General features: G+C 38.0%; 21 protein-coding genes and 2 riboswitches. Of the genes, 6 read left to right on the top strand and 15 right to left on the bottom strand.

Annotation, left to right across the window (positions count from 1 at the left end; genetic code table 11):
- The first annotated feature begins 502 nt into the window (after nucleotides 1–502).
- Nucleotides 503–1432: a PD-(D/E)XK nuclease family protein gene (locus LAV82_RS17375; protein WP_499716568.1), complete on the top strand. Its 930-nt coding sequence runs from the start codon at nucleotides 503–505 to the stop codon at nucleotides 1430–1432.
- 155 nt (nucleotides 1433–1587) lie between these two features.
- A complete protein-coding gene (locus LAV82_RS17370) occupies nucleotides 1588–2868 on the top strand; it encodes an Nramp family divalent metal transporter (protein WP_029321999.1) in 1281 nt (426 codons plus the stop codon).
- An 88-nt stretch (nucleotides 2869–2956) separates the two neighbouring features.
- On the opposite strand, the gene LAV82_RS17365 is transcribed toward LAV82_RS17370, so the two are convergent.
- The 3 genes from LAV82_RS17365 to LAV82_RS17355 form a co-directional block, all read right to left on the bottom strand.
- Nucleotides 2957–3466: a hypothetical protein gene (locus LAV82_RS17365; protein ID WP_013057220.1), complete on the bottom strand. Its 510-nt coding sequence runs from the start codon at nucleotides 3464–3466 to the stop codon at nucleotides 2957–2959.
- 318 nt (nucleotides 3467–3784) lie between these two features.
- Nucleotides 3785–4408 (bottom strand): hypothetical protein, encoded by a 624-nt coding sequence (locus LAV82_RS17360; RefSeq protein ID WP_499716567.1) that lies wholly within the window; start codon nucleotides 4406–4408, stop codon nucleotides 3785–3787.
- A 186-nt stretch (nucleotides 4409–4594) separates the two neighbouring features.
- Nucleotides 4595–5383 (bottom strand): HAD family hydrolase, encoded by a 789-nt coding sequence (locus tag LAV82_RS17355; RefSeq protein WP_211078971.1) that lies wholly within the window; start codon nucleotides 5381–5383, stop codon nucleotides 4595–4597.
- A 198-nt stretch (nucleotides 5384–5581) separates the two neighbouring features.
- Between LAV82_RS17355 and LAV82_RS17350 the strand changes: the two genes are divergently transcribed.
- Nucleotides 5582–6034, top strand: coding sequence for a MarR family winged helix-turn-helix transcriptional regulator (locus LAV82_RS17350; RefSeq protein ID WP_029322006.1), 453 nt, complete (start codon nucleotides 5582–5584; stop codon nucleotides 6032–6034).
- Between the two features lie 36 nt (nucleotides 6035–6070).
- Here LAV82_RS17350 and LAV82_RS17345 read toward each other — a convergent pair whose 3' ends face one another.
- Both LAV82_RS17345 and LAV82_RS17340 read right to left on the bottom strand, forming a co-directional pair.
- The gene (locus LAV82_RS17345) at nucleotides 6071–6505 is read right to left on the bottom strand and encodes a hypothetical protein (protein WP_013057224.1); all 435 of its coding nucleotides are present in this window, start codon (nucleotides 6503–6505) and stop codon (nucleotides 6071–6073) included.
- 141 nt (nucleotides 6506–6646) lie between these two features.
- The gene (locus tag LAV82_RS17340) at nucleotides 6647–7729 is read right to left on the bottom strand and encodes a tyrosine-type recombinase/integrase (RefSeq protein WP_013057225.1); all 1083 of its coding nucleotides are present in this window, start codon (nucleotides 7727–7729) and stop codon (nucleotides 6647–6649) included.
- 336 nt (nucleotides 7730–8065) lie between these two features.
- On the opposite strand from LAV82_RS17340, the gene LAV82_RS17335 reads away from it, so the two are divergent.
- The gene (locus LAV82_RS17335; RefSeq protein WP_499716566.1) at nucleotides 8066–8638 is read left to right on the top strand and encodes a DUF3231 family protein; all 573 of its coding nucleotides are present in this window, start codon (nucleotides 8066–8068) and stop codon (nucleotides 8636–8638) included.
- 9 nt (nucleotides 8639–8647) lie between these two features.
- On the top strand, nucleotides 8648–9061 hold the full coding sequence (locus tag LAV82_RS17330; RefSeq protein ID WP_307872037.1) for a DUF3231 family protein: 414 nt from the start codon (nucleotides 8648–8650) through the stop codon (nucleotides 9059–9061).
- Nucleotides 9062–9114: 53 nt separating this feature from the next.
- Here the strand turns inward: LAV82_RS17330 and LAV82_RS17325 are convergent, their stop codons facing one another.
- The 7 genes from LAV82_RS17325 to thiT all read right to left on the bottom strand — a co-directional run bounded on the left by LAV82_RS17325 (nucleotide 9115) and on the right by thiT (nucleotide 17102).
- A complete protein-coding gene (locus tag LAV82_RS17325) occupies nucleotides 9115–10305 on the bottom strand; it encodes a TcaA NTF2-like domain-containing protein (protein ID WP_499716565.1) in 1191 nt (396 codons plus the stop codon).
- A gap of 47 nt (nucleotides 10306–10352) precedes the next feature.
- Nucleotides 10353–11282 carry a TcaA NTF2-like domain-containing protein gene (locus LAV82_RS17320; protein WP_499716564.1) on the bottom strand — a complete coding sequence of 310 codons (930 nt, stop codon included), beginning with the start codon at nucleotides 11280–11282 and terminating at the stop codon, nucleotides 10353–10355.
- A 143-nt stretch (nucleotides 11283–11425) separates the two neighbouring features.
- Complete coding sequence (gene eat / locus LAV82_RS17315) at nucleotides 11426–12775, bottom strand: ethanolamine permease (protein WP_057273257.1); 1350 nt, start codon at nucleotides 12773–12775, stop codon at nucleotides 11426–11428.
- Between the two features lie 21 nt (nucleotides 12776–12796).
- Complete coding sequence (gene eutC, locus LAV82_RS17310) at nucleotides 12797–13510, bottom strand: ethanolamine ammonia-lyase subunit EutC (RefSeq protein ID WP_013057229.1); 714 nt, start codon at nucleotides 13508–13510, stop codon at nucleotides 12797–12799.
- 14 nt (nucleotides 13511–13524) lie between these two features.
- On the bottom strand, nucleotides 13525–14895 hold the full coding sequence (locus LAV82_RS17305) for an ethanolamine ammonia-lyase subunit EutB (RefSeq protein ID WP_098449372.1): 1371 nt from the start codon (nucleotides 14893–14895) through the stop codon (nucleotides 13525–13527).
- A 26-nt stretch (nucleotides 14896–14921) separates the two neighbouring features.
- On the bottom strand, nucleotides 14922–16340 hold the full coding sequence (locus tag LAV82_RS17300) for an ethanolamine ammonia-lyase reactivating factor EutA (RefSeq protein ID WP_499716563.1): 1419 nt from the start codon (nucleotides 16338–16340) through the stop codon (nucleotides 14922–14924).
- Between the two features lie 156 nt (nucleotides 16341–16496).
- The gene (gene thiT / locus LAV82_RS17295; protein ID WP_057274123.1) at nucleotides 16497–17102 is read right to left on the bottom strand and encodes an energy-coupled thiamine transporter ThiT; all 606 of its coding nucleotides are present in this window, start codon (nucleotides 17100–17102) and stop codon (nucleotides 16497–16499) included.
- A 32-nt stretch (nucleotides 17103–17134) separates the two neighbouring features.
- Nucleotides 17135–17235, bottom strand: a riboswitch (TPP riboswitch).
- Between the two features lie 174 nt (nucleotides 17236–17409).
- A riboswitch (Lysine riboswitch) is annotated at nucleotides 17410–17594 on the top strand.
- Nucleotides 17595–17696: 102 nt separating this feature from the next.
- Here thiT and LAV82_RS17290 point away from each other — a divergent pair.
- Nucleotides 17697–19136: an amino acid permease gene (locus LAV82_RS17290; protein ID WP_013057233.1), complete on the top strand. Its 1440-nt coding sequence runs from the start codon at nucleotides 17697–17699 to the stop codon at nucleotides 19134–19136.
- Nucleotides 19137–19171: 35 nt separating this feature from the next.
- Here the strand turns inward: LAV82_RS17290 and LAV82_RS17285 are convergent, their stop codons facing one another.
- The 3 genes from LAV82_RS17285 to LAV82_RS17275 all read right to left on the bottom strand — a co-directional run bounded on the left by LAV82_RS17285 (nucleotide 19172) and on the right by LAV82_RS17275 (nucleotide 20813).
- Nucleotides 19172–19540 carry a hypothetical protein gene (locus tag LAV82_RS17285; protein WP_499716562.1) on the bottom strand — a complete coding sequence of 123 codons (369 nt, stop codon included), beginning with the start codon at nucleotides 19538–19540 and terminating at the stop codon, nucleotides 19172–19174.
- A 103-nt stretch (nucleotides 19541–19643) separates the two neighbouring features.
- Nucleotides 19644–20135 carry a GNAT family N-acetyltransferase gene (locus LAV82_RS17280; protein ID WP_211078958.1) on the bottom strand — a complete coding sequence of 164 codons (492 nt, stop codon included), beginning with the start codon at nucleotides 20133–20135 and terminating at the stop codon, nucleotides 19644–19646.
- 90 nt (nucleotides 20136–20225) lie between these two features.
- Nucleotides 20226–20813, bottom strand: a complete 588-nt coding sequence (locus LAV82_RS17275; RefSeq protein ID WP_013057235.1) for a cysteine hydrolase family protein — start codon at nucleotides 20811–20813, stop codon at nucleotides 20226–20228.
- Nucleotides 20814–20821: the final 8 nt, after the last annotated feature.

Raw genomic sequence — 20821 nt, 5'->3', positions numbered from 1 at the left:
ATTTACGTTTGGTCGAGAAAATCGGATAAGAAAACTCTTGTTGCAAGTAGGAAACGATGTATGGAATAAAAAACGGTGAAAAAGAAGTATTAAAAATATAGTGAAGCATTCAAATAAAAACCCTAACTTCTTCAGTAAATAATCTCACACAAAAAAAGAGAGCATAAGCTCTCTTTTTTATAAAATGAAAAAGACGTCCACGTAGGACGTCTTTGATGCGTTTGTGGCGGGGACCGTGTGACCACATTCACACGTTTAGCTCGAAAGCATATCCTTCGACTTACACAAATTAGCTCATCGCTTTATTAATATAACATCCGCCACAGAAAAAAGCAATCAATTTTTAAATAGTTTTTTCTATTTATACATATTTCGCGAGAATCCACAAAATAATATGCATGCGTAGCTATTCACTCTCTACATTTTCAGTCTATTTTAACTCATGTACGAATATACTAATAGACCAACCTATACGCAGTTTTTGAAAAAGGATGTGAATAGCTTGTTTCAAATCACTGATTTCCCTGAATTTTCATGGTCGTACTCCAGACATAAAATGGTCACACAGTGCAACCGAAAGTATGCATATCATTATTATGTCTCACATAACGGATGGCTTGACAGCGCTTCTGCGCAGTCTCAGAGCGCTTATCGTTTAAAAAAGGTTTCCACTTTATCTATGTACGCCGGACAAGCCGTACGTCAAGTGATTACAGAGGCCATTTCTGACTATACATCTACAAAGCTTGTCCCAAATGAACGGAACTTAGCGGAGAAAGTGCAGCAGCTACTAAATAACGCACTGCGTGATTCTACTGACTATGGAGAGCTTTGGTATCATAAGCCTGCTCAGTATAAGATGCTTTTAGAATTCTACGAAAACGGCTATATTTCTAAAAAAGACCTTAAAGACATGCAAAAACGGGTACACATTTGTGTACATCACTTTTTACAAAGTAAATCTTTTTGCGACATCGTATCTTCACCTTTTTTAGAAGTGGAGCCTCATCAGTCGTTTCGTTCTATAAATGTGTATGATCATAAAGTATATGCGCCTTTTCATTCTCTTTTTAAAAATCCAGTCACAGACGAATTTACGATTGTTGATTGGAAAATAAGTAAACAAACAAAAGATGATTTGTTTCAACTGGCGATATACGCCCTCTACGCGCTAGCTGAATATAATATTTCCGTTGATCAGATAAAAGTCCGAAACGAATACTTGCTTTCAGGCAGTGCGCGTACGTATCAGCTTACTCTTCACGAAATTGAAGCTGTTCTTCAGCAAGTTGATACAAGCATTGATTATATGAAAACTTTTTTGGAAGACTCAGAGGTAAATCAGCCTCTTCCGCTTGAGCATTTCCCTCAAACAGATACGCCTGCCTCCTGTCACGGCTGTGCATTTAAAGAATTGTGCCAAACGGGATAAAAACAGCTGAAGATGATCTATATTTTTTGCTGAACTTTTTTATTGTCAAAAGAACCTTTGCTAGCATATAATTTGCATTAAGGAAACATTTTATACTTCATATAAAAAAATTAGCTTGGGCTATTTATTGTTCATCAAAGAAAGGAGCACTAGACATGAAAGATCAAAACGGCAGTAAAGCATTATCAGCTATGCAGCTAAGTGCTCAAGACGTATTGTCGGGTAAAACAAAAGGAATTAAGCGATTATTACCTTTCTTAGGGCCTGCTTTTATCGCAGCGGTTGCTTATATTGACCCAGGTAATTTTGCTACTAATATTGCAGCAGGCTCTCAATACGGATACATGCTGCTTTGGGTTGTATTAATTTCTAACTTAATGGCTGTCTTAATTCAATCGTTATCAGCTAAATTAGGGATTGCAACGGGCTTGAATTTACCCGAGATAGCACAGGAACACTTCCCGTCCTTCGTTTCTTTTGGGCTTTGGATCCAAGGAGAATTGGTCATTATGGCAACGGATTTAGCAGAATTTATTGGGGCTGCTCTTGGAATTTATTTATTATTTCATATTCCTCTGTTCCCAGCTGCACTTATCGCAGCGGTAGGCTCTTTTGCTATTTTAGAGTTACAAAGACGAGGTGTTCGACTGCTAGAAGCAGCTATTGCGGCGATGGTTTTTATTGTGGTATTAGCTTTTGGGACTCAAATGTTTCTTGCGCATCCAGACGGCGCAAGTGTTGTCCACGGCTTATTTGTCCCTCAGTTTCACGGAACAGACAGCGTGCTGTTAGCTTCTGGGATTTTGGGTGCTACAGTTATGCCACACGCGATTTATTTGCACTCAGCTCTTACGCAGCGCCGCGTGGTAGGAACTACAGAATCGGAGAAAAAAGCGATTTTCCGCTTTGAATTTATTGATATTGTGATTGCCATGATTATCGCTGGTGCAATTAATGCAAGCATGCTGATTGTCGCAGCCGCTCTATTCTTTAAAAACGGACTAAACGTGCAAGATTTGGACGTGGCTTTTACACAATTTGAACATTTAATTGGTCCCTTTGCAGCTATTGCGTTCGGAGTTGGATTATTATCTTCAGGACTTTCAAGTTCTTCGGTCGGAACAATGTCTGGAGATGTCATCATGCAAGGATTTATTAAACGCAGAATTCCTTTATATCTTCGCCGGTTCATTACAATTATTCCGCCGCTTTTGATTATCGGATTGGGCGTAAATCCAACAAGTGCACTAGTTGTCAGTCAAGTTATTTTATCGTTCGGAATTGCCTTTGCGCTCGTTCCTCTTATTATGTTTACGAGTAATAAAAAAATTATGGGCGGATTGGTTAATCATAAAGCAACAACCACTGTAGCTTGGGTGATAGCTGCATTAGTCATTTGTTTAAATATCTTTTTGATTTATCAAACGATAGCATAGTAAATCAAACTTTCAAGAAAAAACAAAAAAGAGACCCTAAAAAGTTAGATATAGTCTAACAATTGGGTCTCTTTTTTGTTTTTTTTTATTAAACGATAGTAAAAATGAAGTAGACGAGAGTTCCAATAATGGCCGACAGTACTAAGCAACCCAGTGGGGATAAATAAGAATAGTTTTCTTTACGGATTGAAAGAATGCGATCAACAATAAAAATAAGAATGACGCCCATCATTCCGAATTCAAACATTAATAACCCAAAAATGGCGTGAAATATGAATGACATGATAAAATCAATTTTTTTACTACGGTCTTTTACAAAAGCACTGACTAATAAATCAACGATAACCGTGCCTAACGTCCCCATTATTAAGAAGAAGGGTGTAAAAAATAAAAGGTATAAAGGAAATAAATCAATGAAATGCGGACTGGTTTTTTTAATAGAAAAATTGGGAATTGACTCTTTTATACCTGGCATAAAACAAAAAAGTAAAGTAAAAAGAAACGCAGCTATAATAGCGGCTGATAGCTTTCTATTTAAATGCATGTTTATTTTTTTATTACTAAATTCAGTAGTTGTTTTTGTATGTTTATGATTCATATGTCTTTAACGTGATGTACGCACCTTTTCCTTTCTCATAACTTTTTTATTTATATTTTATGTCTATCTTTTGTTACCAGCAGTTACAATGATACACGTTCTTTTTGAACTTGACTACACTAACGCGCTTTATGTCTATTCTCTTTTTCTTTTTTTCTTTTTTTCTTTTTGTGTCTATCGTTTGCTCCGCTTCCCTTGTATATTCCTTTTTTTTATTCAGGGGTTGTAGTATCATTTGCTCTTTTTATGGAAAACAAGATTATTTTATAAAAAAACGCCTTCTTTTTCTATAAAGCAAAAGATAGACGTTTTATGTAGTTAATAATTCTGTTTGGCTTCTTCAAACTTAAACACATCCGCACGTTCTGATTGCTGTGTAATTAACAGGTTATACGTATGGTTGGCCTTTTTTGGAATTTTAAATGCAACATCGAGGTTAAGTGGTTCATCGTCAGATAGTGACGGTAATGAAAAAGCTGTCCACAGGGTGTGCGGGGTTTCTGTCGATAAATTCCCTCCATCAGACGGTTCGTAAGTTTGGTGAGTTACTGTATCTTGTAATGTAAACGTTGTGTCGTTTAATACTACAGTCGAATGTTCATTAGGTGTTCGCTGAAACTGAACGGATACGACAATGTACTGGGTGTTTACTTGTTTAGCTCCTTTAACAGGATAAAATTGCGCATCCATTGTGGACACATAATATTGACCGTGTTTTGATCGTTCTCCAAATGCTAATCGATCATCGGTTTCATCTTCTTGAGCTACCCGACTTACAGGGGCCATCGTTTCATCTGTTGCTGAAATGGTGTCTGTTCCCGGGGCATGTTTAGGTTGAGGGGTTTTGTAAGTGACGTGCGTATCGCCTTGTTTGTCTTCACAAGCGGCGAGACTTTTGAACAAAGCAGCAGCTACAAGGCTTCTGGTAACTATTTTCTTCATGTTATTCCTCCGATGACTAGTCTATATATTATGCTATATGGTATTTATCTGGGAATCAAGGGTAAGATTAGTACAATGTGAATGAAGTCAGTGAGATTTGGAACGGATATAGGACCTGCAAAGACTGCTGTGCTTATTTTTATAACAAAAAAGAGACGATTTCCGCCTCTTTTTTGTTTGTTCGTATTATGAATTTAGTTCATCTAAAATTGAATGCAGTTCACTTAAATGGGTAATTTCATAAGTAGGAATGACTTCATTTCGCTCTTTATCGTGACGATTAATCCATACAGATTTCATTCCAACGCGAGAAGAACCCAGTATATCTGTCATTAAATTATCTCCAACCATAATCGCTTCATCTTTCTTTAAATCTATAAGTGATAAAGCATGGTCGAAAATAGATGGATCAGGCTTACCGCGGCCAAATGCACCTGAAATCACAATCTCATCAAAATATGGAACTAGTTCTGATGTAATATCTAATTTGGTATTTTGTAAGTCAGGTGAACCGTTTGTTAGCAGCAGCAGCTTGTACTTTCCTTTTAATTGATCAAGTACTTCAAACGTTTCTTCGTATACAAACGGTGTTTTGCGGCGCTCTAATGGAAAACGCTCAGCTAGCTCTGCTCCAAAAGCATCATCGTGAATTCCTAGGGCACGAAGACCACGAGTCCAAGCTTCTTTGCGATAAGTAGGAACAATATCTTTCATTTTGCGGAATTCATCATGATCGTCTAAAAAATTTCCCCATAATCCTTCAAATGGATTAATGCCAATCATTTGCGTAAACTCATAGGTTTCATACGAAGCATATAATTCTCTTGCTTCCTTACGCACCGCTTCTTCTAGTTCTTCAGGTTTTAAATTATATTTCTCACTTGCATATGTACATGTTGCAACGAATGCTTCTTTTACGCTTTTTTGGTCCCAAAGTAGCGTGTCATCTAAGTCGAAAAATACCGCTTTAATCATGGATGTGTGTACCCCCTACTGTTTTTGAAAAAGTTTAACTATTCTTACACTAGATTACAAGGATACACACAATAAGTCTAGTGTATTTGCGATTTATTCTGTAAATTTATTTTTATAAAGCGTCCTCTTTACAAACAAATTTACAGAAATAAAAACAGCTGATATAATCACAGCATGTATGTATGCAGGAGGTTTTATATGGAATCGTTAGAAGAAATATTCGGCATTCCCACAGTTCGTACAAGTAAGCGCTTAAGCAGAGTAGTTGCCGCACGCTTGCGCCCTTTTGGGATTACGCCAGAACAGTGGACCGTTTTAAAACGCGTATCAGAAGCTGAATATAGTACGCAGAAACAATTAGCTGAACGAGCGGATAAGGATCAAGCGACGCTGACTAAAATTTTAGATTTACTAGAAAAACAAAATTGGATTCAGCGTATCAGAAATCCAGAAGATCGCCGCTCGTTTTTTATTCAAATAACAGAAGACGGCCTGCGTTTAAAAACAGACGTAACGCCTGCTGTGGAGCAGGTATTTTTCGAATTGACGTCCGAATTAAACGAACAGCAGGTAAAAATTTATACCGAAACTTTACAAAAACTTGAATACCGCGCCGAGCAATTGCTTCAAGACGCAGAAGACCTGCGTTAAATACCCAAAACCCCACAGCTAACATTCTGCGGGGTTTTACACGTAGTTGGCGATGCATAGTACTTCTTTGATTTTTGAAATCACTTGTTTGGTTTCATCTGTTAAAGAGGTGAATTTAAACGCGATGGATTCTGCATTTGGATTAATGAAGGGTTCTTTGTTCGTGTCTTTGCGGTAGTCTTCAATTTGTTCTAAACAATATTTTAAAATAAACGACAAGTTCGCACGTCGAAATCTCAAACTGACGGTAGAAGGCCATCTTTTTTGAAACTGATTGCTTCCCTCATACTGAATCGCTCCGATGTAGCGTTCTCCGGATAAAAAAGATTCTTCGCTTCGATATAGCTGAACGGTTTGGGCTGTTCCGCTCCAGTCAATATAAATACCTGCTGTTTCACAAACTTCGTATATGTAATGAAAAAGCTCCGTTACTTCTCCGAAATGGTAGTGAAGCGGATGTTTAGCCGTCATAGGTAGCTCCCTCCTTTATCGACTTTCTACCATTATATTGTAGGAAAAGTAACTTATTCATTTATACAACTTATTTCATACGCATAAGCAGTAAAAATGAAAATATATGTTTTTTAGTTTACATAAAAATATTATAAGTAATTAGCGATAACCCGATTTTCGAAACGCGTCGTATACCGTATCTTCTTGAAGTTTTTCAAGATAAACGTTCGTTGTAGCAATAGAAGAATGCCCTACTACTTGCTTCACAACAGCAAGCGGAACGTCATTAGCTAAACTGTTTGTAATAAAGGTGTGACGAAACCAATGAGGAGAAATAGACGCGTTTCCTTTTACTTTATAAACAGCTGATTTAATCGTTCGATACAACGTTGTATAGGATAATCGCTTCTTTTCGCCGGTACGATAGTACTCTTTAATGGAGTAAAAAAGCGGGTCGGTGTCAAAAGGACTTAGTTCAGTGCTTTCATTTAACGCTTGACGGTAAGTGAAAAGCGTTTCTTTCACATCATCAAACACAGGAATCGTTCGTTCTTTTTTTCCTTTACCAATCACATCTACAACCAAATTTCCGCGACGGTCTTCGCGGAAGCTTCCCCAATTTAAACTCAGCAGTTCACTTGAACGCATTCCACTCATATACAAAAGCATTCCCATTAAGCGATTGCGCGCTTTGAATTCCTTTTCATGCTGACGAATGCGCACGACTGATTCTAACGCATTTACAATCACCTGGGCTTCGCGGTCGGTTAGCTCTCGGTACTCGGTGCGATTTTGTTTTTCCTTGTCGCTGTAATGTCCTTTAGAAATAGATGGTTTTTCAATCCACGTCGTATACAGCGAAGGATAAAAATGAGTAGCGTGTCCAAACTCTAGCATTCTTCTAAAAAATTCTAGTTTTCTTGCAGCGGTGCGATTGGCATATTGATTCATCATTTCTTCATTAAATAATTTGACTTCCATAAATCCAATCGATTTTAATGTAATCTCTCGTTCATAGAAAAAAGACAGAATCGTTTTCATGTCTTGATTGTAAGATCTGATTGTATGAGGAGAAAGTGATTTTTTGATAATACGCATTGAAAAAAAGAGCTGAATAAATTCTTCATCTGAAATGTGCTTTAAATTCAAGTTGTTATCTTCATCTAACAGCTCTGCCTCTTCCCACTGCTCTTTTAGTTGGCGAAACGAATTTTTCGCAGGCGACAATTCAAATTCTTCCATTTTACCCCTCCTAATGATTAAAAACAACGATATCCCTTTTAAATGATCTAGGATTCGATATAACGATTTTTTATAAATTCGCAACAAATACCATTAAAAGTTTTTAAAAACCTCTCAAAACTCAATTTAGAAAGTCGGCTTTTAAAGATTTTAATACAAAAATCCATTATATGTAAAATAAATTCTGTTTTCTGTTTATTTCTCTACTTTATCATATGAACGCTTGATAAGGAAGAGTTATCTTGCGTTAGTTAACTAAAGTATTTTGCCCTGTGTTAAACAGTGATGTTTTGGGAACACTAGTAGGAGTTTAGGTAATAATTGGAGTTACCGACTTTGGAAAATCAGAAAAGTAGATTGACGTCATCAGAAATTACAAGTTTATGGACACAATACATCCAAGACACCATGTCTGTTTGTATTAGTAAATATGTGTTAGCAAAGGTCAAAGGCCTTGAGGTTTATTCTCTTTTTGAATTTACTTTAGAACTGGCTGAAAAACATTTGCACGTGCTTAGAGATATTTTTAAAGCTGAAAAATTAGATTTGCCGATTGGCTTTACTGATAAAGATGTAAATCTAGATGCTCCCCCTTTGTTTACGGACACCTTTTGGTTAGTGTATATACACGAAATGACCATGCACGGGTTGGCTGGATATAGTATATCTTTTAGTGTTTCAGCACGCAAAGGTATACGTGACCATTATTATCAATGCAATATTGATGCGATGGATCTGTATAATAAATCTATTGAAATTCTTATATCGAAAGGTATTTATCAACGATCTCCCTACTTTTCTAAAACAGAGAGAGGTCACTCGATTACAGAATGGGGATATGTCATGGACCTATTCGGAGACAAAAGACAGCTGAACTCAATGGAAGCTGGAAATATTTATTTTAACTAAAAAAAGAGTATCACAGCTAAAGCGCTTGTGAATGGCTTCAAACAGGTAACGAAAGATAAAGATATCCATAGCTTTATGGAGGAATGTTTGCACACAGCCAGTAAGAATATAAACATTTTTTCTTCCTTACTTCAACAAGAAAACCTGCAGTCTCCGCGCTTGATGGATGCTGAAATTACAAATTCTGACGTAGCCCCTTTTTCTGATAAACTAATGGTATTTCATGCAGGATTTTTGTTTCATTTAGCTACTACATATTATGCTGCGGCTATGATAACTAGTATGAGAATAGACGTAGCCGGACATTGTGATGCTTCTATTTTAAGGGATTTAAAAACCATCTCTTCTTTTGGGCGAATAATGATCAAAAAAGGATGGATCGAAAAACTGCCAAGAGCAGATGATCGGAAAGAATTATTTTAATATCCTGCGAACTTATTTGTAAATAAAAAACATCACGCAGAGCGTGATGTTTTTTAAAGTGATTCAATTTTAGTCAGGTGCAGCTGTTTATTGCTGTAGGAAACGGTATAGGTTCGATAATACTCTTTTTCCTGACTTTGACCGTTCGTTGTAATTGAAATGACTTCTTTCGTTTGGATTGTATAGACCGCTTCGCCCTCTTCTTCACTCACAGATTCCACGTCTAATACCGAATAATCAACGAGTTCTTCTCGAATGTCTCTTTCATACAGCATTTTCACAAGCTGCTTTTGATCATTCCACAAAACACTATCCCGCTGGATATAAGGCTGTACGTGTTCAAATTTATTCGTGTTAATGGACTTTGTTAAATCTCGCAAATAATGTTCAATAAAAATATCCGCTGTTTCTTGATCAACTTTTTGGATGCTTTTTAAATTAAAATCTTTTTCTTCCTTCTCTTCTTTTTCTTTTTTATCTTCTTTAAAATCGTCGATTCGCTGAGAGCTGTTTTTGCTGATGGCATACTTTGTATTGTTCTCTTTGAAAACCAAGATTTCTTCCTTTTCCCCTTTTTCGTTTGTACGGGTTGTTTCACCTTGGTATGAAATATCACTAGAAGGATTAATTGACTTCACGTATTCGATATATTCATCGGCCGTAATGTTGAGGTATTTTTGATGATAGGTAACTTCATCCCATTCATTTAACTTCCAGTGCTTATTGACGTATTTAAAATTCATGTAGATGGTCAGTCCACCGCTTCCTTCTTTACTAATTGGCTCAATAGCCGAGACCGAAAATTGCCCAGCGTGATTGTTAATAAGTTCAAATCGAATAAGATGAGTTACATCAGGAAAAAAGCTCATATTGCATTCTTTGCAGTAATAATTAGTAGAAATACTTTTTAGCTTTGTTGCAATTAAAGATGAAGTTGCGTATGGCGTTAACGCTTTTTTTAGCGTTTCATAATCAGCAGGGTTAGATTCATTTTCCCATTCGTACTCTTGGCCTAATTCTTTATAGGTACTTGAAATTTTGTTCATCGTCTTAACCGCAGTTTTTTCTGCTTTTTTTTCTGATACAAGATCAGGAGGAAGAGATGACTTAGCTTGATCTTTTGGGATCACTTCATCTGAGGAAGGTTCGGTTGGTTTGGATAACTTAACTGTTTCTTTTTCTTCACAGGCTGTCAAAACCATTAGCAGCAGTAGAACGAATGCAATCGTCCATTTTTTATGCATAAGGTGTCCTCCTCAATGCCGAATTTAGTCTGTTTTTAAAATGATCTTTAATTCTCAAACGTATCGAGCACGTAATCACCGCTTGGAATTCCCCACTTTGCCTTTTTATTTTGATCTGTTTTAGCAAGTAATGAGATGGAATTTTCTTTGAGCGTAATGACAATTGTTCCTTTATTTCCTTGTCCATCATTTTCATATTTAATGGCTGCTTGGTTATTTTCAAAGCGAATATTTTTTTGTTCAACGGTTGACACGCGGATTTTGCTAGGTGGCTGGTACGAATTTATTTTAATCGTTGCTTCCGAGTTGGATGTAGCAAGAAATTGAATGATAGGAGATCCGTTATCATTGCCAGTGGTCCATTTTCCATCGTAGTCGTGTAAATCTGTTGTTTGTGTAGTGGGAGTTTCAGTGCTTGCATTTGGTTTAGATGAAAAGTCAAATGGTTCTACACTCGATAACTTTAACGTATCGTTTTGATAAACGGCTGTATAAAGGCGGTCACAAATTTTAGTGTAAGGATCTTTACCCGGCTGCTTTAATAAGCTTTCCTCGTGGGTTTGTATTTTGAACACATGGTTAGGTTCTTCATACCAATTGACAATATGAAACGTTTGCTTCTTCTGCTCGATGCCTTGGCGTGTGAAATTTTCAACAAGAAGGTTCTGCTCTTTATAAAAAGAACTGTCCGCTTTCAAAAAAGCTTTTAAATCATCAAAGGAGTTTTGATCCACTGCTTTTCCAAACGCTGAAAAGTAATCAGTCATCCAGGCTGTAATAAATTTCCCGCTCATTGCTTCTTTATTTAAATCAATTGATTGAATGCTTTCTACCTGTGTTTTTGGTTGGTTTAGTACTTTTTTTGCATCTTTTTCTACTATCATTGTATTTCCGTCTTTTAATGTTTCTTCTTGCTGACAGGCTGATAACAGAATAGATGAAACAACCGTGATAATGATTGTATTACGTTTGTTCATCATAATTGCCCCTTCTTTATCTAATATAAATGTATGTATATTCTTCCAGCAAACAGACCTAGTATATCATTCTACAAAAAAACGCTCAACCCTTTAATTTTACAAGAAAAACGGCTTGCCTTTACAGCGAGCCGTTTTTCCTCCTATTTAATGGATGCTTCTCGATATGAATTGGCTGCTTCTTTTTTGAGCTGTCTAGAGCCATAAAAGACATAGTAAATAATTGAAAGAAGGAAAATTCCAAGAATCACATAAATTAAAGGTAGAGAAACGCCAAACAGCATTAAATTTGTTGTAAGAACACTGTATTTTATGATGCTGTACAAGCACAGAATCCCTAATACTAAGGCAATGCTTGGCACGACCGGGTAGTTTACTTTAAAAGGACGAGACAAGTTAGGTTCTTTTTTGCGTAAAATAAAAAGAGAAACTAAACTGATGCAGTACATCATCATTGCTCCGAACACGGATAAGATAATAAGTGCATTGGCAAATGTTGCAGATCCTGCACAAATCACGCCGATTGCTCCCGGAATCAACAAACCGCCGACAGGAACTCCTTTTTTATTCGTTTTAGCAAGAAATTTAGGGAAGTACCCATCTCGTGCAAGCGCATAGGTTTGTCTTGAAAATCCCATGATGATTCCGTTTAAGCTAGCAATCAAACCGAATAGGCCGATAATAGCAACAACGGTTGAAATGCCGTTTCCGTATACAGAAGACAGTGCCTGTGGAAGTGGATAATCGGCTAGCTTCCCGCTTCCTTCGCCAAGTCCTGCTGTTACAAATAGTGTAAATAACGTTGCGGTTGCTAGAGTAATAATCGCTCCAATAAATCCTTTAGGAATGTTTTTCTTAGGATTTTCCACTTCTTCCGCTGCCATTGCTCCTCCTTCTATTGCTAGATAAAACCAAACAGCGAATGGAATAGCTGCTAGTACCCCTGTTGGCCCGTTAATAAATGAATGATCATTAAAAATATTCGATGTTTGTACATGAGGCAAACCAGCTACATAAAAAATAGATAAACCAATTAGTGCAACAATGGTAGCTGTAAGCTCAATCACCGCTACTTCTTTTACCCCGATTAAATTTAATAAAACAAAGAAAATAAAGGCACCTACCGTTGCGTATACAGGGTTAACGGCTGGAATAAGGAAGTGTAGGTATGCTCCTGTTGACACTGCAATAGCAGGGGGAGCAAAAATAAATTCAAGCAAGCAGGCAATTCCTGCGATATATCCCCCAAAAGGTCCAAGTGCTCTTCTTGCATAAGCTGAAGGTCCGCCGGCTTGCGGGATAGATGTTGAAAGCTCTGCATAACTGAACATAAACGTTGTGTAAAACACGGTTACAATTAAGGTTGCGATTGCAAGCCCAATAATCCCGCCTTGTTCAAACCCGTAATTCCACCCAAAGTATTGTCCTGAAATAACCATGCCCACTGAAATAGCCCATAAATGAATAGGTTTTAATTGTTTTTGTAACGCCATACGTTCTCCTCCTTTTGATGTTTAAACAATAAGATGTACACCGCTTGTTTGCTGCTTGATCATTTTGTCAATCATGGTACCGATATGTGCGGCTGCCTCAATAGGAGGCGTCCCTCTTTTATGAATATTAGAAATAACCATACGATCAGACTCTTTTTTGCCTTTGCTAGGTTCATAGCACATGTAAGCACTCATTGATTCAGCACTGACCAGTCCAGGTCGCTCTCCAATCAATAGCACAAGTGCTTTTGGCTTTATGATCTCGCCAATTTCATCCATGCATGCAACCCGTCCCCCTTTTACAAAAAATGAAGTCCCGATACAAAGCCCATATGACTGCAGGGAGTCAATTAAAGCTGGATACACGTCGCTTATGTTTTCTTCGATTGCCTTGGCACTCAGTCCATCTGAGACTACTACTTGTACATCAGGCTGCTGCACGCAGTTTTTAAAAATTTCTTTCTTAGCGTTATCTGCTAATAACCTTCCTTGATCCGGCCGTTTTAAATAATGTTCTTTTGACTTCACGCGTGTATTCACAGTGAAAAGGTTAAACTCAGCTAAAATATCTTCTGAAACTGCTCCATATACAGAATCCACGGCTGCAGCATGATCCGTGCGAAAAGATAAAACGTCTTTTGTTAGCGGCCTTGTTCCTGTACGGCCGACACCTATGCGGGCAGGGGTAAATTGTTTAAGTGTTTCAAGCGGATCGCGATTTGACTTTGGTATCATAGTAAGCACCTTCCTTAAATCAAATTCATAAAAATAGTTGGGTCTCCGGCTCTAGATGTAAAGCGTCCGTTTTCCATAATACGCTGATCTTCAAGCCACTTTTGAAATAACGGCGTTGGGGTACGGTCTAACACATTACGTACCGTTGCGATGTCATGATAACTAAGAGACTGGTAGTTTAGCATGCAGTCATCAGCCATGGGCACTCCTATGACAAAGTTCACTCCAGCTGTTCCTAGAAGCATACTTAAATTATCCATGTCATTTTGATCAGCATCCATGTGATTGGTGTAACATACGTCTACTCCCATAGGCAAGCCGTGCATTTTGCCCATAAAGTGATCTTCTAGCCCAGCTCGTAGGACTTGTTTGCTGTTATATAAATATTCAGGTCCAATAAATCCAACAACCGTGTTAACTAAGAAAGGCTTGTAGTGACGAGCTAAGCCGTAGCATCTAGCTTCGAGCGTTACTTGATCAATATTATAGTGAGCTTCTGCTGACAGTTCAGAACCTTGTCCTGTTTCAAAATACCAGCGGTTCGGACCTTTTGCTGTACCTTTTTCATGAATTAACGCTGTTGCTTCATCGAGCATAGACAGTGAAATCCCAAATGAGTCATTACCGGCTTCTGTTCCTGCTAAACTTTGAAAAATCAAGTCCGCGGATGCTCCTTTTTCGATTGCTCTCATCTGACTTGTTACATGTGATAACACACAGTTTTGAGTAGGGATGGACCATTCATTGATTATATTTTTTGTTTCATTTAAAAGCGCGTAGATATTATCCGTTGTGTCAATAACGGGGTTAATTCCAATAACCGCATCCCCAATTCCATAGCTTAACGCTTCGTAGAGAGATGCTCTCATTCCTTTTAAGTTATCTGAAGGATGATTAGGCTGGGCTCTTGAAGCCAATACGCCTTTTTGGCCGATAGTCGTTTGACAAGTAGTTTGCACTTCTATTTTGGCTGCTCCTTGAATTAAATCTAAATTGGACATAATTTTAGTAGCTGCCGCAATCATTTCGCTGCTTAATCCTTTGCTAAGCGCAAGAAGGTCTTCTCCGGTATGCTGATCGGATAAAATGTATTCTCTTAAATCTCCTACTGTCCAATTTTTGATCACATCGTAAACAGATGAATCAATCTGACTTTCGATTAACGCCGAGACGTTGTCTTCATCTGCGCTGAGCAGCGGGTAGTTTCGAATATCAGCAAGTGTGATATCAGCTAGAACTTGTTTGGCTGCCATTCGTTCTTTCATTGACTCGGCGCTAATTCCTGCTAGCTGATCTCCAGAACGTTCTTCGTTTGCTTTGGCCATGATTTCTTTTAAGCTATAAAATGAAAATGTTTCTCCTAATAATCTTGTAGTTTTAAACATCGTTTCCTCCTTGTATATTTAGTGGGTTATGATGAAAAAGCGAGCGTTTTAACGGAAACAGAGATTGCTTCTCCAGCTACTGGTAACCCTAGATCGATGTAATCTCCGTGTGTAAAATCAATTTGATCTAAACAAATAATTTCTAACTCTTTTCTCTGTTTAGCTAGTGCTTGTCCTAAGGCTTTTGCAATATCTTGCTCGCATAAAACAACGAGGCACTTAGCTCTCTTAAAACAAGTAATAAATTCAGCGCTTATTACTTTTGCTAACTCTTGCAGCATCTTATAGCTGCAGTAAGGAAAATGAGATAAAGCAATAGCAACGGGAGGATCTTCTGCACTGAAAATAGTTGAAGCCTGCATACATGACGCTTGAGCTCTTTCTTGAAACAGCTGCGGATTCCACTCCTCCTCTGGCTGTACGGGTATTTCTATAATCGGAATGTTTTTCAGCGGCAGTTTTTTAGACTTAATGTATACGGTTGATCCGCTAACTTCTGTATTTTGCATACCAGCTCCAATGACAGTAGCGCGCGTTGTCTCAGCGGCTTGAGATACTTGGATGGATTGAAAATGATATGCTAGAAGCGGACCAACGTCTCTGTGTATGGCCACTTCCTTCACTGTTTTTGGCTTTTGCTTCTCCATCATTGCTCCTACTCCTCCTGAAACCATGATCGTTTCAGGATGTATAGAAGATCTTGTATGAGGAGAAACGAGCAGCGAGGAATTTTGATTCAGCGCTTTTACATAATTCACGGTTTCTTCAGCTAGTAATTGACAGATAGACGAGAGCTTTTCAAATGTTGCTTTTTCACCTTCTCGCAGTGTTAAAGAATTATTTTTCAAAAATTCAGTTAAATGAGACGAAACGTAGGTAACAAGACCGTCTTCATTTAGTCGGATTAATCTCCCGCCTACATGCAGTGTAAACGTTTCTATCACTTTTCCATTTTGACATAAAGCGATGTTAGCAGTGCCTCCTCCTACATCAATATTGGCAATTACTGCATTTGTTTCAGCAGAACGTTCGATTGCTCCTGATCCTTTTGCTGCTAATATTCCTTCCAAGTCAGCGCCGGCTGTTGCAACAACAAAATCCCCAGCATGTTCGGCTAGATAGTGAACGATACTTTCTGCATTTTGCTTTCTAGCCGTTTCTCCTGTAATGATCACAGCGCCCGCCTCCACTTGATCTAAGGAGATTCCTGCATTCTTATACTCTTGTTCTAGTAGTACCGTTAATCTTTGAACATCGATTTCAATATCGTTTAGCATAGGGGTGGTATAGATAGAACTTGCATACGTTACGCGACGATCAATAATTTGACAGCCTGGCAGCGTAAACTGATTTTGTTGATTTGCTATTAGCAGCTTGCTTACAATCAGTTTTGTTGTGCTTGTTCCAATATCTAAACCTATGCTCGTGATCCATTTCTGTAGCATGCTATCAATCCCTTATCTCGTTTGAATATGGTGATTATCATAAAACAGTTTTTTGAATATTTCACTAACTATGTTATCAAACCTGACACACTTTTGTGTAAACAAAGGTGACAAATGACAAAAAAGACTAAATCTTGGTAGATTTAGTCTTTTTTATTATGAGTGTGATTTAGTTACAATCATTCTTGATGCGGATGGAATTAATAGTGAAAGGATGATTAGACACGATAGCAACGACCCAATCATAGAAATCCCGTTCATTGAGAAAGAATACCACAGAGCGGACATGCCCTTTGGCGCGTATGATCCCCAGAAAATAATACCCGCAATAAAGTGCCAGAAATACCGTGCGAAGCTGCCGATAACAAGGGATAAAACAATCAAAACAAAAGCTTTTGATCTGTTATTGTTAGCTAAATTTGTTTTAATAGATTGCGAAAAAACACCTCCAAAACCTATAAAAGCAAAAGCCACAATATATTCAATAAACGTTTGCAGCGCTGTTAAAATATAAGCCGTTCCTGTTGCCAACTGCAACAGCCCCCATAATAGACCAGATAGAGCCCCGCCTTTTACTCCCCAGCGAAAGCACATAATAAAAATGGGCACCATGGAGAACGAAATACTCACAGCCGTTGCAATCTTAATGGAAGGCAAAAGATCAAGTAGAAGTGCTAATGCTGCAAAAATAGCTATTTCAATTTTAGCCTGTAAGGGTAATGCTTTATTCACGTTTCTCACTCCTGTTTTTGAATCATTCATATCAAACGGTTTACACAGGAGTAAGCAAATATATGCTACTATTCCCACATTCCTACGCTAGCGTTAACTAACAGGTTCGAAGGGTCTGAACAATTTGTTCACTCTCAGCACGGCGGCTCCCCCTGTGGTACGTTCGGATATTTATGTAGTATTATGACAACATTTATTATACCATATGTAACAAAATAGATTCGAGAGATTTCAAAGATGTTTCTATTTTCTGAATCTATTTTTTATAATGACAATCGTTTTAGTATTTGATATACTTCTTTTATGTCAAATGAATATAAAAAACCCTCATCCTAATCGATGAGGTAGAGGTCGCAGTTTTTAATAGTAAAGCAACAGAAATGCAGAGAACATTGAGGATGTTGCTTGAAAGGAAAAATTGCCGAAGTTTAGATCACTTCTCGGTTGATTTAAGCTGGGGCTGTCTCCGAACAGGAACAGAACTGTCACATCATGCAAGTGATGTGAAGAGCTATCTTCACGGAAGGTTGACGCGGTTTTCAGATTTAAAAGCGCGCACATATACTGCGGGCTTTTTTTATGTTATCCCGTCTCTTTCCGTACATTCGAAAGGAGTATTTATCTATGCAAGAGCAGCAAGAATTAAAACGTGGGTTGAAATCTCGCCACTTAACGATGATTTCATTAGGAGGAGCCATCGGAACCGGCTTATTCCTAGCAAGTGGTGGAGCAATTCACACAGCAGGACCTGGGGGAGCGCTTTTAGCTTACGCTATTATTGGTGTCATGGTTTACTTTTTGATGACCAGCCTGGCGGAGCTCGCAGCTTATATGCCTGAAGCTGGTTCGTTTAGTACGTATGCGTCTCGGTTTGTAGATCCATCCTTTGGTTTCGCTCTGGGCTGGAACTATTGGTATAACTGGGCTATTACGATTGCAGCTGAATTATCTGCTGGAGCCCTTATTATGAAATTTTGGTTCCCAAACTCTTCTTCTATTTTATGGAGTGCCCTGTTTTTATTAATTATGTTTGGGCTTAACTATCTTTCTGTAAAAGGATTTGGCGAATCTGAATTTTGGTTTTCATTAATTAAAGTAGTAACGGTTATCATCTTTTTAGTTATTGGTATTATGATGATTTTTGGTATCTTTAACAATGAAGCACCCGGTTTTAAAAACTTCACGCTTGGTGATGGACCCATTCACGGTGGATTCTTTACTGTCTTAGGTATTTTTATGGCTGCTGGTTTTTCATTCCAAGGAACAGAGTTGCTTGGAGTCGCAGCTGGAGAAAGTGAAGATCCGGAAAAAACGGTTCCTCGCGCAGTTAAACAAGTCTTCTGGCGCATCTTGTTATTTTATATTTTAGCTATTTTTGTTATTGGGATGCTTATTCCATACACAGCGGATTCATTAGCAAGTGATGATGTGCGGGTCAGTCCGTTTACTCTAATATTCGAACGAGCAGGTCTGGCGTTTGCAGCATCAGCTATCAATGCCGTTATTTTAACAGCCGTTTTATCTGCTGGTAACTCAGGTATGTATGCTTCTACGCGTATGCTGTGGAACTTAGCGAAAGATGGAAAAGCACCGAGGTTCTTAGCAAAAGTAAATAAACGAGGCGTTCCGGTTAATGCTTTAATCGCAACTGCACTTGTCGGTACACTTGCATTTGGTGCTTCATTTTTTGGAGACGGTGCGGTATACACGTGGTTACTTAACGCTTCTGGTATGTCTGGTTTTATTGCTTGGTTAGGAATTGCAATCAGCCACTATCGTTTTAGAAGAGCATTTGTTGCCCAAGGTCATGATTTGAGTGAACTTCCATATCATGCAAAACTTTTCCCGTTTGGCCCTATCTTTGCCTTTATTTTATGTGCCGTTGTTATTTTAGGCCAAAACTATTCGGCGTTTATGGGTGACTCGATTGACTGGTACGGTGTACTTGTTTCCTATATCGGACTTCCTTTATTCTTAATTGTTTGGTTAGGATACAAATGGACGAAAAAGTCGAAACTTATCCCGTTAAAAGAATGTCAAGTAACAGTGAAAAAATACGAATAAAAAAAGCTCTCTATTCTTTTGAATAGAGAGCTTTTTTATGTGATCTGATCAGCAAAATAAAGAGATATATGGGCGGGCGGGTTTTTCATAACAAGCATATAACCTTTGAGGGGACGATTACAGTAATCAGCAGCTTCTATATAATAAATATGCTGAATTAACCTGCTTAAATGGGTTACAAAAGATGGAAGTTGATGAATAGGAATGCTTTGGATGTAGTCTATGATTTCTTGTTTAGTTTGAAGGCCCGAATGGGTACATTCTAACAGATGAAAAAGCAGATCTGCTGCTATAGTAGATAGTTCAGAATTGTGCTTGATTCTATTCAGCTGGATATGCAGCTCTTTTTTGGACCACCTTTTCGGAATAGCTCTTAGATGCTGATATTGAAAATGTGTATTCATGATAGCTAACACCTTTCGTATTAACATAATAAAACGACTTATTATGTTAATACCCTTTACACACGAAACTAAAACGTTACAATGTGTAAAGGTGTCATACATCTTATAAAATAAGCTGATAAAAAAGCACATCTTGCCACTGATCAAATTTCCAGCCTACTTCTTTAAATTCTCCGCAAAATGTAAAATTAAATTGCTCATGCATTTTGACACTGATATCATTCCCTTTTGTAATCCCTGAAATGACAACGTGATGGTTGAGTTCTTTAGCTAATTCCAAAATCCGCTTCATAAGCTGTTTTCCAATGCCATGTCCCTGCTGGTTTTTATCAATATAAATCGATAGCTCTACCGTTTGAATGTACGCCTCTTTATCTCGATAAGAAGAAAGCGAAGCATAGCCCGCTACTACCCCATCTTTTTCCGCTACAATAAGCGGAAAAAGTTCATTGCTAATGTGATTATCAAACCAGGTCCTTCTTTGCTCTACTGTTACAGGCGTTAAATCAAAAGTAGCAGCACTTGTTTGAACAGACTGGTTATAAATTTCAACAAGCATAGGTAAATCTTCTTCTTTAGCATAACGAATGATCATATGTACAAACTCCTTATAGTATAGAATTATCTTTATTTTACTTCTTTTAATAAACATAATCTACATAAAAAACCGATGTGCGCATGCACATCAGTTATGATTTTGAGCATATTGAAAGGTTTGAAGAACTTGAAGTGTCTCTTTTGTAGAAACGACCGTTGCAAACTCCTCATGCAAAGAAGACAATGCGAATGTATGTACATCTTCTGCAGGAAGCCTTGTTTTTCCATCGTAGGACATACAATCAAAGCAAGCTGTTGCATCGTTTACAACGTACGTCCTGTACCCTAGATTTCCAGCCATGCGAGCAGTCGTAGAGACGCAGTGATTAGTAGTTAGTCCTATTAAGATAAGCGTATCATAGCCATTTGCTTTTAAATAACTGTCTAGCTCTGTTCCAATGAAGCAGCTGTTCACGTGTTTGCGAATTAAGTATTCATCTTCTTGTGGACCAAATCCTTCTTTGAACTGAAACCCCTTCGAACTTGGGTGTAAAGGAGAATTTGGATTTCCTGATGCATGCTGTACGTGAATGACAGGATAATCTTGGCGCCTCCATGCTTGCAGCAGCGTCAGCATATGTTTTTCTGCATCTAAATTGTTTCTTTCCCCCCACTCGGGTGAATAAAATCCTTCTTGTACATCGATAAGCAGCAGCACTGGCCGGGAACGTAGCATAAGCATCA

The organism is Bacillus sp. ILBB4 (assembly GCF_035064545.1).
Lineage (GTDB): Bacteria > Bacillota > Bacilli > Bacillales > Bacillaceae_H > Priestia.
Note: the sequence above shows the minus strand (reverse complement) of the source record. Positions and strands in the feature narration are given on the sequence as shown.

Excerpts from the sequence above, each read along its gene's own strand:
- LAV82_RS17370 (WP_029321999.1), top strand. The coding sequence starts at position 1,588 with ATGAAAGATCAAAACGGCAGTAAAGCATTATCAGCTATGCAGCTAAGT.
- LAV82_RS17365 (WP_013057220.1), bottom strand. The coding sequence starts at position 3,466 with ATGAATCATAAACATACAAAAACAACTACTGAATTTAGTAATAAAAAA.
- LAV82_RS17360 (WP_499716567.1), bottom strand. The coding sequence starts at position 4,408 with ATGAAGAAAATAGTTACCAGAAGCCTTGTAGCTGCTGCTTTGTTCAAA.
- LAV82_RS17355 (WP_211078971.1), bottom strand. The coding sequence starts at position 5,383 with ATGATTAAAGCGGTATTTTTCGACTTAGATGACACGCTACTTTGGGAC.
- LAV82_RS17350 (WP_029322006.1), top strand. The coding sequence starts at position 5,582 with ATGGAATCGTTAGAAGAAATATTCGGCATTCCCACAGTTCGTACAAGT.
- LAV82_RS17345 (WP_013057224.1), bottom strand. The coding sequence starts at position 6,505 with ATGACGGCTAAACATCCGCTTCACTACCATTTCGGAGAAGTAACGGAG.
- LAV82_RS17340 (WP_013057225.1), bottom strand. The coding sequence starts at position 7,729 with ATGGAAGAATTTGAATTGTCGCCTGCGAAAAATTCGTTTCGCCAACTA.
- LAV82_RS17325 (WP_499716565.1), bottom strand. The coding sequence starts at position 10,305 with ATGCATAAAAAATGGACGATTGCATTCGTTCTACTGCTGCTAATGGTT.
- LAV82_RS17320 (WP_499716564.1), bottom strand. The coding sequence starts at position 11,282 with ATGAACAAACGTAATACAATCATTATCACGGTTGTTTCATCTATTCTG.
- eat (WP_057273257.1), bottom strand. The coding sequence starts at position 12,775 with ATGGCGTTACAAAAACAATTAAAACCTATTCATTTATGGGCTATTTCA.
- eutC (WP_013057229.1), bottom strand. The coding sequence starts at position 13,510 with ATGATACCAAAGTCAAATCGCGATCCGCTTGAAACACTTAAACAATTT.
- LAV82_RS17305 (WP_098449372.1), bottom strand. The coding sequence starts at position 14,895 with ATGTTTAAAACTACAAGATTATTAGGAGAAACATTTTCATTTTATAGC.
- LAV82_RS17300 (WP_499716563.1), bottom strand. The coding sequence starts at position 16,340 with ATGCTACAGAAATGGATCACGAGCATAGGTTTAGATATTGGAACAAGC.
- thiT (WP_057274123.1), bottom strand. The coding sequence starts at position 17,102 with ATGAATGATTCAAAAACAGGAGTGAGAAACGTGAATAAAGCATTACCC.
- LAV82_RS17290 (WP_013057233.1), top strand. The coding sequence starts at position 17,697 with ATGCAAGAGCAGCAAGAATTAAAACGTGGGTTGAAATCTCGCCACTTA.
- LAV82_RS17285 (WP_499716562.1), bottom strand. The coding sequence starts at position 19,540 with ATGAATACACATTTTCAATATCAGCATCTAAGAGCTATTCCGAAAAGG.
- LAV82_RS17280 (WP_211078958.1), bottom strand. The coding sequence starts at position 20,135 with ATGATCATTCGTTATGCTAAAGAAGAAGATTTACCTATGCTTGTTGAA.
- LAV82_RS17275 (WP_013057235.1), bottom strand. The coding sequence starts at position 20,813 with ATGCTACGTTCCCGGCCAGTGCTGCTGCTTATCGATGTACAAGAAGGA.